The sequence below is a fragment of the Hymenobacter segetis genome (assembly GCF_054776495.1).
In genome coordinates, this window is sequence record NZ_BAAHBV010000002.1 from 480,437 (window position 1) to 493,748 (window position 13,312).

Below are 13,312 nucleotides of genomic sequence, written 5' to 3' on the forward strand. Positions count from 1 at the left end.
ATCAGAATCAACCAAAATGTTGTCGCGCAGCTACACGACGGCGCGGTAATTGGCGCGCCGGGGCAGGTTCCCGCTCTTTTCTGGTCTGGCATTCAGCCGGGCAAGGAACCATGTCCTGCCGGCTAATGCTCTATCCTAACAACAACAGCAACAGCCCCCTACCACGGCCGCGCGCATGAACGCGGGCAGGCTGGCAAGGTTCGGGGAAAAGCTGGGGGAGGCCAGCCGATTTCCCGATAAGGGGGCGGCTGTGAGTAATTGTATCACGAGGTAAAAATAAAGTCGGATTGCCGGGCCACGGCTGCGGCCGGAATCGAGTGGGTATAAGCTGCGGGCGCAATAATTGTTTACGGCCGCGCTTATTTAACCATTTAGCCTACCGCTCCCACCAGCGCGAGTTAAGGGGGCCGGCGGCCACATCCACGCGCTGGCCGGGGGCGGGCAGTAGCAGCGGCACCTCGGGTCCGGCGGCCTCGAGCAGGCGCTGCACGGGTTGCTGCCAGGCGTGAAAGGCCAAGTTGAACGTGCCCCAGTGCAGCGGCAGCAGCGGGCCACCACCCAGCAGCCGGTGGGCCGTGAGGGCGTGGTCGGGGCCCATATGGATATCGGCCCACTCAGGGTCGGAAGCGCCGATTTCCAGCATGGTCAAATCGAACGGCCCGTAGGCCTCCCCTATCTGCCGGAATCCTTCCTCGAAGGGGCCGGAGTCGCCGCCGAAAAACACCTTATGAGTCGGCCCCAGCAGGCACCACGAGGCCCAAAGGGTATCGTTGCGAGTGAGGCCCCGGCCCGAAAAATGGCGGGCCGGCGTGGCTGCCAGCGTGAAATCGTCGCCCAACGGGGCGGCTTCCCACCAGCTCAGTTCGGTGATGTTAGCGGCGGGCACGCCCCAGCGGCGCAGGTGCGCGCCCACACCCAGCGGGCAGAAAAACGGCACGCCCGTGCGGCCCAGCACGCGGATGGCGGCCGAATCGAGGTGGTCGTAATGGTCGTGCGATAGGATGACGGCATCCAGCTTCGGCAGCTTATCCAAGGGCAGCGGCGGGGCGAAAAACCGCTTCGGCCCCACCAGCTGCGAGGGTGACACCCGCTCGCTCCACACCGGGTCGGTGAGGAAACGGCGGCCGTCGATTTCGAGCAGCATGCTGCTGTGGCCCAGCCAGGTGGCACGCAGGGCATCGGCCGGCACTGGGGCGGCTAGGGCGACGATATCGGCGCGAAAAGGACCGAGCGGCTTTTTCGGCTCCCGCTCGGCTTTTTCAAACAGCCAGCGCTTCATCAGCGCGCCGTAGCCAGAGGGCGGACTGACGCTGGTGGGCACGGCATTCTGATAGATTTTGCCGTGGCGAACGGCTTGCAGGCGGGCGGAGGCTACTGGTTTCATCGAGGGCGTAGACGTAGCAGCCGCCGCAATATTTGAAGCCCCTCCGAAACATCATGCTGAGCGAAGTCGAAGCATCTCTACCGCAATAGCAAAGTTGATTACTTCACTAGTAGAGATGCTTCGGCTTCGCTCAGCATGACGGCCTGATATAATTCTTACTGCCCTTTAGAAATCCGCTTTCACGCCCAGCGCCAACGTCAGCAACTGGCCAAAGCCCAGGCCGCCGTTGCGGTTGTTGAGGTAGCTGGCCAGGTACAAATCATTGCTACCCAACTCATAATACACCGACACCTTGCGCGGCTGGCCGGTGGCCGCCACGGGCGGAGCCAGAAACGTGACGCGGCTGCCCAGCAGCGGGCCGTAGCGGGTATCGGTCGAAAACCAGTAGTAGTCGCTGGCGTACTGGCCCTTCAGCTCGTCATTAATAGTGCCGTGGGTGTAGCTGAAATACGCGCCCACGGTGAGGGGTACCACCTGAAATTTCTCGCCCACCGGCAGGTGGAAGGGCGAATACATAAACTTCAGCGAAGCCAGGCTGAGCGTGGAGCCGGCGTAATACTTCGGCACGTAGCCGATGAGAATATCGGTTTCGAGGTGGGTTTTCGAGAATTCGTAGCCGGCCCCGGCGGCCACCATGCCCAGGCCGCCACCGGTTTGCAGGGCCAGGTGGGTGGGGCGATACCAGGGATACCCGGCCCGGCGGGCGGCGTGGGGAGCGGGTTTGGCCGGAGCCGTCCCGGCCGTATCGGGCGGGGTGCTGGCGGCGGCGCGCAGGCCAGCCAGCAACAGGACAGGAAGGAGGAGCTTTTTCATTAGAAGGCGACCCGTTTGATGCGAAACTGCTTGTCACCCCACACGGTGACCACCATGTAGTGGCGCTCCGAAAAAGCGTCGGAATTGACGTAAGTCACGCCATCGTTGTAGGGCTGCGCGATGCTGGCGGAATGGTTGTGGCCATTCATTTCGAACACCAGGTTTGAGGCCTCGCGCAGGGCCTGCACGTAGGGCTGGCGCAGGGCGGGGTCGAAGTCGTCGTTGGTGGGCGGCACATGCGAAATCACCACCTGCCGCCGGGCTCCGTCGCGGTTGCTGAGCTGGGGTTTCAGCCAGCCCATATCGGGTGCAGTGCCGTCGAAATTATACTCGCGGCCGTTGGTATCCAGCATGATAAACTTGGTATTGCCGTACACGAACGAGTAGTTGAACGCCCCGAAAATGTGCTGGTAGGTAGGGCGGCCATTGCCCACCAAATCATGGTTGCCGATGACCGTGACGTAGGGCACCGTGAGGCGGCGCAGCTTCTCGTCCACCCACTGCATTTCGCGGGCCAGGCCGAAGTCGGAAATATCGCCGGCCACCACCAGGAAGGAGATGCCGGGCTGCTGGTTCACGCTGGCTACCAGGGCCTCGGCCTCGTCGTAGAATTGCTGCGAGTCGCCGGTGAAGACGAAGCGGAGGGTGTCGCCAGCGGGCAGCGGGCGGGCGGCCATTTTCGCCAGGTTTTTCTCGGTGAGGTTGGTGAATTCTTCGGGGACGCGGTGGTCGTTGGGGCTGAACTCAATCAGGTTACAGCCCGCTAAACCCAGCAGCGCGAGGCCGGGCAGCACGCGCCCCCAGCGGCGCAAATCAGTAAAGGGAAGCATAGACATAAAACCAGCCCGGGGCCGGCCAATAAAAACAGAATTAGAACAGAATTGCCCCTTAAACCCCTTCCATCGAGCCAGGGTTGGGGATTAATCCGCTTTTAATCCTTTGTTATTGGGTTTTTCGAGCCGGAGGCCCGGCCTATCGCAGCTGCGATTGCACTACGGGCAGCACCCGCTCGGCCCACTGCCGCATCTGGGTTTGGGAGTAGTGCAGGCCGTCGCGGGTGAACTGGCTACGGTCGGGCGCGGCGGCGCGGGTCAGGGCGGTGATGTCGACGTAGGCCACGCCGGCCTGGCGGCACTCGTCCTGCGCCACGGCGTTGAACTGGTCGATTTCCCGGCCGATAGCCGCCACATCGCCGCCCTGCTGCTGCCCAAACGGCGACTGGCCCCAGTCGGGAATGGACAGCACCACCACTCGCCCGGCCCGGCCGCCCGCAAAGCCAATGGCTTGGTGCAGCAACTCCCGAAACTCGGGGCGATACCGGGCCACACCCTGGCCGCGGTACTGGTTGTTCACCCCAATCAGCAGCGACACCAACCCGTAAGTCGAGGCCGGATGGGCATCGGCGATGGCCGCTTGCAGTTCGGCGGTGGTCCAGCCGGTGCGGGCAATGATGGTGGGCGCCTGCACGGCCAGGCCCTGCTGCCGGGCCAGCGCCGCCAGCTGCACGGGCCAGCGGGCCGCCTCCGCCTCGCCCTCGCCGATGGTGTACGAATCGCCCAGCGCCAGAAACGACACGCCGGGGACCGCCACGACAGGAGCCGGCGGCGGCGACACGGCGCAGCTATTGCAGCAAAAAATCAGAAACGAAACCAGCAGCGGGCGCAGCGACATCATAAGCAAGTGGAAAGTAACCGGCACACCTACGCCACGCCACCACTTGCAGATTGCCGACTAGGTGCCGGCCCTTCCCTCCTACCCCATCACGGCCACCATGCGCAGGGCCGCCAGAGCCAGTTTCTCATCGCCGGCCACTTGAGCCCGCTCCCGGGCCTCAGCCGCGCTCAGGCCCTTGGTGAACAGCTGCCAGGCATCGGCCGGGAGCAGTGTAAGGGTGGCGGCCGGCCGGGCGGCATCTGGCAGTTGCAAGTGCCAGTCCCCGGCGGCGCGGGCCAGCTCCCAGATGCCGCCCGCATTCCCATCAATAACCACTCGCACCACGGTGCCTGTCGGCGCGGCAACTTCCCGGTAAGCATGCGGCAGCCCGCGCATCATGGTTTCGATGAACGGCCGGAACAGCGCCGGCTCCATCAGCGGCGCGGGCTGGCCCACGGCGGTGCGGATTTGCTGCTGGTGGTGCCATTTCTCGGTGTAGTCGCGGGCAATGTGAAACCAGTTCAGCGACTCCGTTTCGCCGGCCCAAGCCACCGCAAAGGCGGCTGGTGCCCACGGGTCCAGCGTATTCAAATAAGCCGTGTATTCAGCCCCCGACTGCGCCAGCCAGTCCATCAGCACCGCCGGGCTGAGGCGGCGGGCAGCCCGCACCCAGTCCGCATTCAGGCGGTTGAGATAGGCTACGATGCCTGCGTAGCTGGTATCCTCCGGCGCTTCGCCGAAGTAGCCGTCGCGCAGCATGGAGAGCGTGCGCAGGTTGCCATCGAGCAGGTGGCCGGCGATGTCTTTCACCGTCCACTCGCGGGCCAGAGTGGGGCGCTGCCAGTCCTCGGGCGTGAGGCTGTGTAGCAGTTCCAGCAGCAGGCGGTCGAGCTCCGGGAAGAGCGGTAATACGTCGACAGGTGGTTTCTGCATACGTCTTTTTACTGGTGAGGCCGGTTGATTACCAAGGCATTTTCAGCGCATCCTGCCACTTGGTAAACGCCCCAAACGGGACCTTGGCCCGGCCGTAGCGCAGGGTTCCGCCGGGAATGGCCCGGGCGGCGGCGTCCAACTCTCGGAAAGCCATTTTTGCCGGGGCATCATTCAGCCCGAAATACATGGCCGGAAAGGCGGTATAACCACTATTCAGCGGCCCGCCAATGAGGTAGAGGCCCGTCAGTTTCCAGCCCTCGGCCACGCGCACTGCCCGGATTTTCATCTGTTCCGGCAGCGTTTCCCCCGATTCCTGCACCCGGGTCGTGAGCAGGCCCCGCGCGGGGTCCAGCGTATCCGTTACAAAGCCGTTGCTAGTCAAATAGGAACGCAGCCCGGCCAGGACTTCATCCGGCCGGGCTGCAGTTTCTACCAATATCAGGTTGGCCCGGCTGGTTGGCCCGGCAGCAGCTTGGGCGGGTTGCTGAGCCGCCGCCGGAAGCGCCAGACTCAATAACCCGCCCAGCGCAGCGAGAGTGCAGATGCTCCGCATTACCCGATGGCCTGGGCCAAATCCGCAATCAAATCCTCGGCATCCTCAATGCCCACGCTCAGGCGAATGAGCGAGTCGCTCAGGCCCGACTTGCGGCGCTGCTCGGCCGGGATGCTGGCGTGCGTCATGGTGGCGGGGTGGCCGCTCAGGCTTTCCACGCCGCCCAGGCTTTCGGCCAGGGTGAAATACTGGAATTTCTCCAGCACGGCGATGGCGTCTTCCTGCTTATCGCCTTTCAGAATAAAAGAAAGCATGCCGCCGAAATCGCGCATCTGCTTGGCCGCCACGGCGTGATTGGGGTGGTTTTCGAAGCCGGGCCAGTACACTTTTTCCACTTTGGGGTGCTGGCGCAGGTACTCAGCCACGGCACGGCCGTTTTCGCAGTGCCGCTGCATGCGGATGTGCAGGGTTTTGAGGCCGCGCAGCACCAGGAAGCAGTCCTGGGGGCCGGGCGTGCCGCCGCAGGCATTCTGGTAGAAGCTCAGGCGCTCGTGCAGTTCGTCATCGTTCACCACCAGCGCGCCCATCACGGTATCGGAGTGGCCGGCCATGTACTTGGTCAGCGAATACATCACGATATCAGCACCCAAATCCATGGGCGTTTGCAGATAGGGCGTGCTGAAGGTGTTATCGACGGCCAGCAGCGCGCCGGCTTCCTTGGCCACGGCGGCAGCGGCGGCAATGTCGATGATGTTGAGCAGCGGGTTAGTGGGCGTTTCGACCCAGATGAGCTTGGTTTTTTCGCTCACCACGGCCTTCACCGCCGCCATATCGTGCATGGGCACGAAGTGGAATTTGATGCCAAACGGCTCGTACACTTTGGTGAAAAGGCGGTAGCTACCGCCGTAGAGGTCGTTGGTCGAAATCACCTCGTCGCCGGGCTTCAGCAGCTTCATCACGCAGTCGATGGCAGCCATGCCAGAGGCGAAGGCGATGCCGTGCTTGCCGTTGTCGAGGGCGGCCACGGCGGCTTGCAGCTGCGAGCGCGTGGGGTTGTGGGTGCGGGAGTACTCGAAGCCCATGTTTTTGCCGGGCGACGTTTGCACGTAGGTCGAAGTCTGGTAGATGGGCGTCATGATGGCCCCGGTGGCGGGGTCCGGGTGCACGCCGGCGTGAATGGCTTTGGTGGCGAATTTCATGGGTGGGCTATGAGAGTTGAAGGGCCGGATAGGCCGCCGGCAAAGGTCGGGGATTAATCGGAAACGGCCCGCTGGCTCTTCTACGGCCGACGACTTTCACCGCCGGGCGCACGTCCCTGGCCCATGTATCTGCGTACTTGCAGGGCGAAACCCCGCCGCCGGATGGCGGAGCTTCGCCCTTGGCCTATGTTCCGACTGCTGCGCGAGCTTTTCCAGAAAAACTTCTCCACGCTGCTCACCATGTTTCTGCTGGTGGCGGTGCCGCTGCTGGGCTCCGCCTCGCTGCTGACGCTGCTCTATGAAAAGCAGGATTTGCTGGAGCGCCTCAGCGCGGGGCAGGCGGTGCTGTATTTCGTGGTCATTGCCTTCACCATGGCCTTTGCCCTCACCCCGACTACGTTCGTGGCCATCGTGACGGGATATTATTTTGGCTGGGCCGGGCTGCCGGGCATGGTGCTGGCCTACGCGCTGGCCGCCGCCATCGGCTACGAGCTGGCCAAGCGCCTCGACCACGGCAAGCTGCGCCATTTCCTGCACCTCTTCCCCAAAGCCGAGGCCGTGCTGGGCGAGCTGCAAAACCAGAGCTGGCAGCTCATCCTGCTCACGCGCCTCTCGCCGGTGCTGCCCTTTGCGTTGATGACGTTTGTGCTGGCCATCGTGGGCGTGCCGCGCAAGCGGTTCCTGGCCGCGTCGGTGCTGGGCATGCTGCCGCGCAGCCTGTTCTTCTACTGGCTCGGCACGAAAGCATCCGATGTATTGGCCCTGCTGAAAGACCCCGACCAGGGCACGCTCAGCAAATTGGTACTGCTGGGGCTGGTGGCAGCATCGCTATTCGGCCTGTACTTCGTCTTCAACCGGGCCTTGCAACGGGTATTGAGGCAAGGCAGCGCCGGAAATGAGCAAAAATCTCCGGCTGATTATTAGCCACTTGCTGCCGCCCGCGCATTTTTCTTCCCGTAAAAAGTGCGCGTGGCTTGCACAGCCGCTTTTTCTCCTCTTACCTTTGTGCTCCCAACACGGGAAAAGGGTTGTGTAGCTCAATTGGATAGAGCATCTGACTACGAATCAGAAGGTTTAAGGTTCGACTCCTTACACGACCACTACAAGGCCCTCAGCACAATGCTGAGGGCCTTTTTGCATACTTTGGGGTACAGTATCGCCGTTTCAAGGGACGGGTTGAGCTTTCATGCTACTGTTGCAGCTCGGCGACACCGGATGTTTATGCATTAGGGGCAGTATGTACCTTTTACTCGGTTTTAAATTGAGTTTCGCAGGCAGGTGGTGTAAGCCCAGGCCACCTCAATGGCGGCCGAAAATTGAGAAGCTCATTCACCGGCTGCGGATGAAAAAAAATGGTATCGGCCCCAAGCCGGGGCGGCCCGCTACGCCTCCGTTTTCGATGAGGCATCGGAGGCATCGGAGGCATCCTGCGGCACCTCGGCGGCGGTGGGCAGCACCAGCACCGGCACGGGGCACTGCTCCACCAGCCGGGCCGTGATGCTGCGATGAAACAAGTCGCTCATGAAACTGCGCTGCCGGGCCAGCGTGATGACCAGGTCGGCCGCTACTTCCTGCGTGGCGGTGAGCACACCCTCGGCGTAGTCGCTGTCGAGGTAGCCGCGCAGCTCGGGGTGGGTAAAATCGACCAGGCCGCTGGCCCGCACGGCCCGCAGGGCGGTCGCGCAGCCATCATCGTCCTCCACGCCGTCGGAAACGTGGGCCACCACCACGCCCCCCGTGCCGAGCTGGGCCAGCATGGGGCGCAGCGCCTGGGCGGCCGCCCCCAGGACAAAAGGCTCGCGGTCGGCCGCAATCAGGAAGCGGTGCGGCGGGTGGGTGGTGGGCGTGGTGGTGGGCACGGTCAGCACCGGGTAGTGGCCGGCGCGCAACAGCTCGGCGCACATGGCCGTCATGCCGGCGTAGTCGGGGTGGTCGGCATCGGGCTGGCCCAGCACAAACAGCGCCGGGGCGTAGCGGGTGGCCAGCTCGCGGGCAATGTCGGGGAGCAGGTCGGTGGCCATTTCTACGGCGGCGGGCACGTGCAGGCTCCGGGCCAGCTGGTGCAGGGCCACCACGGTATCGGACTGGCCGGCCAGCTCCTGGCGGTGGTACTTCTCCCCCACCGCGCCCACCAGCTCGTAGGGGTCGAGCAGCGAAGCCCGGTTGACGTGCAGCAGCACTACCTGGGCGTGCACGGCCTGCGCCAGCTTATCAGCGTAGTGAATAGCATGCCGGGCGGGCTCGTAGAAACCGGACAGCACGATGAGCGTGAGGGCCATGGCAAAAGCAGATTTTAGTGAGTGACGGGGATAAAGGCCCGCGTCTCGACCGGGGCGGCAACCGGGTCCGGAATGTGGGCCGAGAGCAGCAGCACCGGCACCGGTGTGTGCCGCAGCACGTAGTCGATAACACTGCCGCTGAACATCTTGTGCGCCCAGCCGTGGCCCTGGTCGAGCAGGGCCACCAGGTCGGCCTCCAGGTCGTGCACGGCCTCCAGAATGCCCGAGCCGGGCTGCGCGCCCACTACTTTGTGCAAGCCGCAACGGGCTATGCCAGCGGCCAGGCCGCTATGCTGCGTGGCCCGCAGGCCATCCCAGCCGCCGGGGCTTTCGGCCTCCGACAGCACGGTGACGGCCACCACGTCCAGGTCCAGCCCGTCGAGCAGGGGCGCAACGGACCGGGCGGCCGGGGTCAGCCGGAAGGGTCGGTCTTCTACGGCCAGGGCCAGGCGGCGGGGCTGGTGCAGGGCAGCATCGGGCAGGTGCTCGGGCACGAGCAGCAGCGGGCAGCCCGTTTGGCGCGTCACCGACGCGGCGCGGTTGCTGAACCACTCATCGAGGAAGCCATTGGTAGCCGTGAGCCCGGCTACGATGAGCATGGGGTGATATTTTTCGATGGCCTGCACAATGGCGCCGGGCCAGTCGGCTTCCAGCACCTCGGCGGTGGTGGGCACGGGCATGGTTTCGGCCACGTGCCGAAGGCAGCGGCAGGTTTCGGGCACGTAGTCCTCATCCTTGGCCGGCAGCACCATGCCGAATTCCGTGACGACGGGCACCGGCAGAAATACGTGCACCAAGTGGAGCTCGGCATCCAATGGAGCGGCCAGCACGGCGGCGTAGGCTCGGGCCCGCTCGGCGGCGAGCGAGAAGTCAGTCAGCACAACGATGTTGGGGACCATGGCAATTAGTGGCTAAGAATGAGGCGGCACTGGGCTGATGGCAGGAAGGCCGAAACCCGGGCCGGCAATGGAGATATAAAAGCACGATAAAATTCGCTTTTCTCCGCAGGCAAACCCCTGATATTGATTGGCTCAGCTAGTGATTCTCGTCATGTACAGGCAGGTCCGGCCGCTGCCGGGCAATCAGGCAACGGGCTGCTTTTGGGCAACGGGCACGGCCACCTCGTGCGCGGCGGGCCGCCCCTGCGCCCAGGCCGTGAGGCTGGCCAGGGTGGCGTCGGCAATGTTGGTGAGGGCCTCGCGGGTGAGGTAGGCCTGGTGGCCGGTGAGCAGCACGTTGGGGAAGGTGAGCAGCCGGGCAAACGTGTCGTCGAGCAGCAGCTCCTGGCTGTGGTCGGCGAAGAAAAGCGGCTTTTCCCGCTCGTACACATCGAGTCCCAGAAAGCCCAGCTGGCCGCTTTTGAGGGCGCGCAGGGCGGCTTCGGTATCGAGCACCCCGCCCCGGCCGGTGTTGATGAGCATCACGCCGCGCTTCATCTGGCGCAGCAACTCATCATCAATCAGGTGCTGGGTATCGGCGTTGAGCGGGGTGTGCACCGAGATGATGTCGGCCTGGGCGCAGGCTTCAGTCAGCGTCACGTAGCGCAGGCCGTACTGCACGGTCAGGTCGGGGTTAGGCTGCACGTCCACGCCCAGCAGCTGGCAGCCAAAGCCGTGCAGAATGCGTGCTACCACCCCGCCAATGCGGCCCACGCCCAGAATGGCCACGGTTTTGCCGTGCAGGTCGAAGCCGATGAGGTGGTCGAGGCGGAAGTCGTTGGCGCGCAGCTGCTGGTCGGCCTGGCGCAGGTGGCGGCACAGGGCCAGCATGAGCGTCACGGCGTGCTCGGCGATGGCGTAGGGCGAGTATTCGGGCACGTTGGCCACGCGCAGGCCCAGCTGGCGGGCGGCGGCCAGGTCCACGTTGTCGGTGCCGGTGGCGCGCACGGCCAGGTAGCGCACGCCCAGGTCCCAGAGCTGGCCCAGCACGGGTGCCGAGGCATCGTCCCGCGTGAAGATGCTGACGGCCAGCGCCCCCTGGGCCAGGTGGGCCGTGTCGGCGCTGAGGGGCGTATCGAGCAGCGTGAGGTGGTGGCGGGTTTGGTTGGCGCGCTGCAAAAAGCTGCGTTCAAAGCCTTGCACACTGAAAGCGGTAACGTTCATAATCAATTAACTAGATTTAGCAGAAATGAGTCTCTATTGGCGCAGCGTCAGCGCCTGAGGTTCCGTTGGTTATCGGTACCAGGCCCGCTGCCCGGTGTTGTTTTCAGCCCGCCCATGCCCGCTACGCCCTTGCCCGCCCCCCAGCACCCCGACCGGGATGAGCGCCGGTTTCTGGCCGGGCCGCGCAGCCGGCGGCGCGAGCTGCGCTTTCTCTGGACGGTGGTGCGGGAGTTTGTGCGCGGGTTTCGGGCGCTGCATTTTGTGGGGCCGTGCGTGTCGGTGTTCGGGTCGGCGCGGGTGGCGGCGGGCTCGCCGTTCTATGAGCTGGCCCGCCAGCTGGGCGCGGGCCTGAGCCGGCAGGGATTCACGGTGCTCACCGGCGGCGGGCCGGGCATTATGGAAGCCGCCAACCGGGGCGCACGCGAAGCCGGCGGCCCCTCGGTGGGCTGCAACATCGTGCTGAATGCCGAGCAGCACCCCAACGCCTACCTCGACAAGTGGCTGAGCTGCCGGTACTTCTTCGTCCGTAAAGTCTTGCTGGTGAAGTATTCATATGCATTTGTAATTATGCCCGGCGGCATTGGCACGCTCGACGAGCTGTTTGAGGCCCTCACCCTCATCCAGACCCGCAAAATCCTGGATTTCCCGGTAGTGGTGGTGGGGCGCGCCTACTGGCAGCCGCTGCTGGCCCAGCTCACCCACATGCAGGCCCAGGGCATGGTGGCCGCCGCCGATTTGGAGCTACTCACCTTCACCGATTCGGTGGCCGAAGCCCTGGCCCACATCGAGCAGTACGCCGTGCAGAAGTTCCGGCTGGTGGCCAAGCGCCCGCCCCGGCGCTGGTGGCTGGTCGAATAAAGTGGCTCAAAACGGCTTCAAGGGCTCATATTCTGGTCTGAAAAGCACTCAGCGGGTGGCCGTGGCCGCCTGGGCCGCTACGTTCTGCTGAATAGCAGCTTGCTCGGCTTCCGTGGCCAGGCCGGCCAGGGCGGGCAGGTCGAACAGGCGGCCGCGCAGCACCACGGCCTGAATCAGACGCAGGTTGTGGATATCGTCGAGCGGGTTGCCGTTGAGCAGCAGCACATCGGCCGCATAAGCGGGGCGGATGCGGCCCACGTCGAAGCCGTGCCCGGTGGCCATGGCCGGGTTCACGGTGCCGGCGCGCAGGGCTTCGGCCGGCGTGAGGCCGAGGGCCACCAGGCGCTCCAGCTCATCGTGCAAGCTGCCGCCGTAAAAGAGGTTGGGCGTGCCGGAGCCGGCATCGGAGCCCGCCACCAGGCGCACGCCCAGCAGCCCAAACGTGGCCACCATGCTGCGCTGCAACGAATCGGCAACCTGGATTTTGGCCAGCTTGCCGGCCGATAGGTGCGGCCGGTCGTGGGCGGCCTGCGCCCACTGCTGGCGCATGCTGGCCGGCACCGACCGAAAGCGCGGGTCTTCCCGGGCGGGGTCGCGCCGCAGGTCGAAATCGTGGGCCACCAGCCCGGGCATCACCGCCGTATGGTCCTGCATCAGCGCCTGGGCCAGCGTCGCGCACCGGCTGGGGCTGAAGCTCGCCACGATGTCCTTTTGCTGCGATTTGATGCAGGCTTGCAGCGTGGGCAGGGGCCGGGGGCCGGCCAGGGCCGCAGCGCGTGCCGCCACCAGCTCGGCCTCGCGGCCGGAGCAGGCCAGCAGCAGCTTATCGGCGTGCTCGATGCTGCGCTGGCCGGCCCCGATGGCATCCAGCACCGGCACGGCCTCGGGCACGGCACCGGCCAAGTGCACCCGCTCCAGGCGGGTGGCAGCGGCGATGCCCCCAAAGGCCTCGGGCGATAGGTACGGGCCAGCTTGCAGGCTGCACCAGCCCGCCCGCATCAGGGCTTCGGCCCGGGCAAAGCCCTCGGCGCGGGTGGCCGTGAGGCTCAGGCTGGTGCTGCCATCGGCCGAGCCGTCGAGCACGGGGCCGGCCAGTTCGAGGCGCGGCCCCACCCGCGCCCCGGTTTCCAGGGCCTGGTATGTGCGCAACAGGTCGGCCAGGGGCCGGGCCGCGCTCACGTCGCGGATGCTGGTGATGCCGTGGGCCACGTACAGCGGCAGGGCCACCCGCTCATCGGCGGCTGAGCCCAGGGCGTGGGTGTGGAAGTCCCACAGGCCGGGCACCAGGTATTTGCCGGTGCCGTCGAGGGTGGGCACGCCCCGGCCGGCCGGCACCCATTGGCCCACCGAAAAGATGACGCCGTCGCGCAGCACCACGTTGCGGTGGGGCTCGACTTCGCCCAAATCAACGTCCACCACGTTCACGTTGGTAATCACCAGCTCATCGACCGGCGGGGGAGCGATGGGCGGCGGAATGAGGGACACCGGACGCTGCCCGACAGCCAGGTGCCCCGAGAAACTCAGCCCCAGGAGCAGTCCAAAAAAAAGGCGTGGTTTCATGACCAGAGTACAGATTTAAAAAAGCGTTTGCGGCTAAT

The 13,312-nt window shown here is 64.9% G+C and carries 13 protein-coding genes and 1 tRNA gene; 3 read left to right on the top strand and 11 right to left on the bottom strand.

Features of this window, described 5'->3' with window-relative positions:
* Positions 1-376: 376 nt before the first annotated feature.
* The 7 genes from ACYU70_RS12630 to ACYU70_RS12660 form a co-directional block, all read right to left on the bottom strand.
* Positions 377-1,384, bottom strand: coding sequence for an MBL fold metallo-hydrolase (locus tag ACYU70_RS12630; protein WP_342300362.1), 1,008 nt, complete (start codon positions 1,382-1,384; stop codon positions 377-379).
* 165 nt (positions 1,385-1,549) lie between these two features.
* Positions 1,550-2,197 (bottom strand): hypothetical protein, encoded by a 648-nt coding sequence (locus ACYU70_RS12635; RefSeq protein WP_460615999.1) that lies wholly within the window; start codon positions 2,195-2,197, stop codon positions 1,550-1,552.
* A complete protein-coding gene (locus ACYU70_RS12640; protein ID WP_342300931.1) occupies positions 2,197-3,027 on the bottom strand; it encodes a metallophosphoesterase family protein in 831 nt (276 codons plus the stop codon). Before ACYU70_RS12640 ends, ACYU70_RS12635 begins: the two co-directional genes overlap by 1 nt.
* A 142-nt stretch (positions 3,028-3,169) precedes the next feature.
* Positions 3,170-3,871: an SGNH/GDSL hydrolase family protein gene (locus ACYU70_RS12645; protein ID WP_342300929.1), complete on the bottom strand. Its 702-nt coding sequence runs from the start codon at positions 3,869-3,871 to the stop codon at positions 3,170-3,172.
* A gap of 78 nt (positions 3,872-3,949) precedes the next feature.
* Entirely contained in the window at positions 3,950-4,783 is an 834-nt protein-coding gene (locus ACYU70_RS12650; RefSeq protein ID WP_342300927.1) for a maleylpyruvate isomerase N-terminal domain-containing protein, read from the bottom strand.
* Positions 4,784-4,811: 28 nt separating this feature from the next.
* On the bottom strand, positions 4,812-5,336 hold the full coding sequence (locus tag ACYU70_RS12655; RefSeq protein WP_460616000.1) for a hypothetical protein: 525 nt from the start codon (positions 5,334-5,336) through the stop codon (positions 4,812-4,814).
* Positions 5,336-6,475, bottom strand: coding sequence for a cystathionine gamma-synthase (locus ACYU70_RS12660; RefSeq protein WP_342300924.1), 1,140 nt, complete (start codon positions 6,473-6,475; stop codon positions 5,336-5,338). The genes ACYU70_RS12655 and ACYU70_RS12660 overlap by 1 nt, the downstream gene beginning before the upstream one ends.
* Before the next feature lie 186 nt (positions 6,476-6,661).
* Here ACYU70_RS12660 and ACYU70_RS12665 point away from each other — a divergent pair, with 186 nt between their 5' ends.
* Together ACYU70_RS12665 and ACYU70_RS12670 are read left to right on the top strand one after the other, a co-directional pair.
* The gene (locus tag ACYU70_RS12665; RefSeq protein WP_342300923.1) at positions 6,662-7,399 is read left to right on the top strand and encodes a TVP38/TMEM64 family protein; all 738 of its coding nucleotides are present in this window, start codon (positions 6,662-6,664) and stop codon (positions 7,397-7,399) included.
* Positions 7,400-7,501: 102 nt separating this feature from the next.
* A tRNA-Arg gene (locus ACYU70_RS12670) sits at positions 7,502-7,575 on the top strand.
* Positions 7,576-7,857: 282 nt separating this feature from the next.
* Here the strand turns inward: ACYU70_RS12670 and ACYU70_RS12675 are convergent.
* The 3 genes from ACYU70_RS12675 to ACYU70_RS12685 form a co-directional block, all read right to left on the bottom strand.
* Positions 7,858-8,754, bottom strand: coding sequence for a universal stress protein (locus ACYU70_RS12675; RefSeq protein WP_342300922.1), 897 nt, complete (start codon positions 8,752-8,754; stop codon positions 7,858-7,860).
* 14 nt (positions 8,755-8,768) lie between these two features.
* Complete coding sequence (locus ACYU70_RS12680) at positions 8,769-9,653, bottom strand: universal stress protein (protein ID WP_342300920.1); 885 nt, start codon at positions 9,651-9,653, stop codon at positions 8,769-8,771.
* Positions 9,654-9,836: 183 nt separating this feature from the next.
* Positions 9,837-10,856, bottom strand: a complete 1,020-nt coding sequence (locus tag ACYU70_RS12685) for a 2-hydroxyacid dehydrogenase (RefSeq protein WP_342300919.1) — start codon at positions 10,854-10,856, stop codon at positions 9,837-9,839.
* 114 nt (positions 10,857-10,970) lie between these two features.
* Between ACYU70_RS12685 and ACYU70_RS12690 the strand changes: the two genes are divergently transcribed.
* Positions 10,971-11,714: an LOG family protein gene (locus ACYU70_RS12690; RefSeq protein ID WP_342300917.1), complete on the top strand. Its 744-nt coding sequence runs from the start codon at positions 10,971-10,973 to the stop codon at positions 11,712-11,714.
* Between the two features lie 48 nt (positions 11,715-11,762).
* Here ACYU70_RS12690 and ACYU70_RS12695 read toward each other — a convergent pair whose 3' ends face one another.
* Positions 11,763-13,274, bottom strand: coding sequence for an amidohydrolase family protein (locus ACYU70_RS12695; protein WP_342300916.1), 1,512 nt, complete (start codon positions 13,272-13,274; stop codon positions 11,763-11,765).
* Positions 13,275-13,312: the final 38 nt, after the last annotated feature.

Coding starts and splice junctions, on each gene's coding strand:
- ACYU70_RS12665 (WP_342300923.1), top strand. CDS start 6,662: ATGTTCCGACTGCTGCGCGAGCTTTTCCAGAAAAACTTCTCCACGCTG.
- ACYU70_RS12635 (WP_460615999.1), bottom strand. CDS start 2,197: ATGAAAAAGCTCCTCCTTCCTGTCCTGTTGCTGGCTGGCCTGCGCGCC.
- ACYU70_RS12695 (WP_342300916.1), bottom strand. CDS start 13,274: ATGAAACCACGCCTTTTTTTTGGACTGCTCCTGGGGCTGAGTTTCTCG.
- ACYU70_RS12685 (WP_342300919.1), bottom strand. CDS start 10,856: ATGAACGTTACCGCTTTCAGTGTGCAAGGCTTTGAACGCAGCTTTTTG.
- ACYU70_RS12645 (WP_342300929.1), bottom strand. CDS start 3,871: ATGATGTCGCTGCGCCCGCTGCTGGTTTCGTTTCTGATTTTTTGCTGC.
- ACYU70_RS12650 (WP_342300927.1), bottom strand. CDS start 4,783: ATGCAGAAACCACCTGTCGACGTATTACCGCTCTTCCCGGAGCTCGAC.
- ACYU70_RS12660 (WP_342300924.1), bottom strand. CDS start 6,475: ATGAAATTCGCCACCAAAGCCATTCACGCCGGCGTGCACCCGGACCCC.
- ACYU70_RS12630 (WP_342300362.1), bottom strand. CDS start 1,384: ATGAAACCAGTAGCCTCCGCCCGCCTGCAAGCCGTTCGCCACGGCAAA.
- ACYU70_RS12690 (WP_342300917.1), top strand. CDS start 10,971: ATGCCCGCTACGCCCTTGCCCGCCCCCCAGCACCCCGACCGGGATGAG.
- ACYU70_RS12675 (WP_342300922.1), bottom strand. CDS start 8,754: ATGGCCCTCACGCTCATCGTGCTGTCCGGTTTCTACGAGCCCGCCCGG.
- ACYU70_RS12655 (WP_460616000.1), bottom strand. CDS start 5,336: ATGCGGAGCATCTGCACTCTCGCTGCGCTGGGCGGGTTATTGAGTCTG.
- ACYU70_RS12640 (WP_342300931.1), bottom strand. CDS start 3,027: ATGCTTCCCTTTACTGATTTGCGCCGCTGGGGGCGCGTGCTGCCCGGC.
- ACYU70_RS12680 (WP_342300920.1), bottom strand. CDS start 9,653: ATGGTCCCCAACATCGTTGTGCTGACTGACTTCTCGCTCGCCGCCGAG.